This window comes from Methylibium sp. T29 (genome assembly GCF_000576205.1).
GTDB classification, from domain to species: Bacteria; Pseudomonadota; Gammaproteobacteria; order Burkholderiales; family Burkholderiaceae_C; genus Methylibium; species Methylibium petroleiphilum.
This window is the reverse complement of record NZ_AZND01000574.1, coordinates 1-737: the sequence shown is the minus strand read 5'-3', so window position 1 is coordinate 737 and position 737 is coordinate 1. Positions and strand designations below refer to the sequence as shown.

General features: G+C 72.0%; 1 protein-coding gene. It reads right to left on the bottom strand.

Annotated elements, in window-relative coordinates; genetic code table 11:
- Window positions 1-143: 143 nt before the first annotated feature.
- Window positions 144-581: an OsmC family protein gene (locus tag x551_RS22910; RefSeq protein WP_036236825.1), complete on the bottom strand. Its 438-nt coding sequence runs from the start codon at window positions 579-581 to the stop codon at window positions 144-146.
- Between the last annotated feature and the right edge of the window lie 156 nt (window positions 582-737).

Here is a 737-nt window from a genome sequence, read left to right as displayed (position 1 = left end):
CGGCCGGCGGCCCGGGCGGCGCCGGCGTGTCCATCTGCGCGACGGCCAGCGTGCAGGCCAGCGTTCCCAACCAGCCGGCCGCGAGCCGGCGCCACGATCTCGATGTGCTCATCCCACTCTCCTCGATGAGGCTCGCCGCCGCTTCAACGGCGCAGCGTCGCCACGAGCGTGATGCTCGGCACGCTGGCCAGCGCCTTCGACAACGGGCAGTTCTCCTTCGCGCTCTGCGCCAGCTGCTGGAACATCGCCTCGTCGATCCCGGGCACGGCGGCGTCGAGCTGCAGCGCGATGCGGTCGATGACGAAGCCCTCGCCCTGCTTGGCCAGGCGCACGGCGGCACGCGTGTCGACCGCGGTGGTCGCGAAGCCGGCCTTGTCGCAGGCGAACGAGAACGCCATCGTGAAGCAGGCCGCGTGCGCCGCGCCGAGCAGTTCCTCCGGGCTGCTGCCGCGGCGGTCGTCCTCGAAACGGCTGCCGAAGCCGTAGGGGTAGGCCTGCAGCGCACCGGTCTCGGTGCTGACCTGGCCCTGGCCTTCCTTGCCCCGGCCTTCCCAATGGACGCTGGCGTTCTTCTCGATCATGGCAACGGCTCCTGCTGAGTGATGGGCAGCGATCGCAGGGACGACCATGCGTCCGGGGCTCGCTGAAGCCAGTATGGGCAGCGGCACACCGCCGCGCGATGGGACGGCGCCGCGACGCGCTGCGGGCCGCGTCCTACAGCGGTGCGCTGCGGCGCG

Coding starts and splice junctions, on each gene's coding strand:
- x551_RS22910 (WP_036236825.1), bottom strand. CDS start 581: ATGATCGAGAAGAACGCCAGCGTCCATTGGGAAGGCCGGGGCAAGGAA.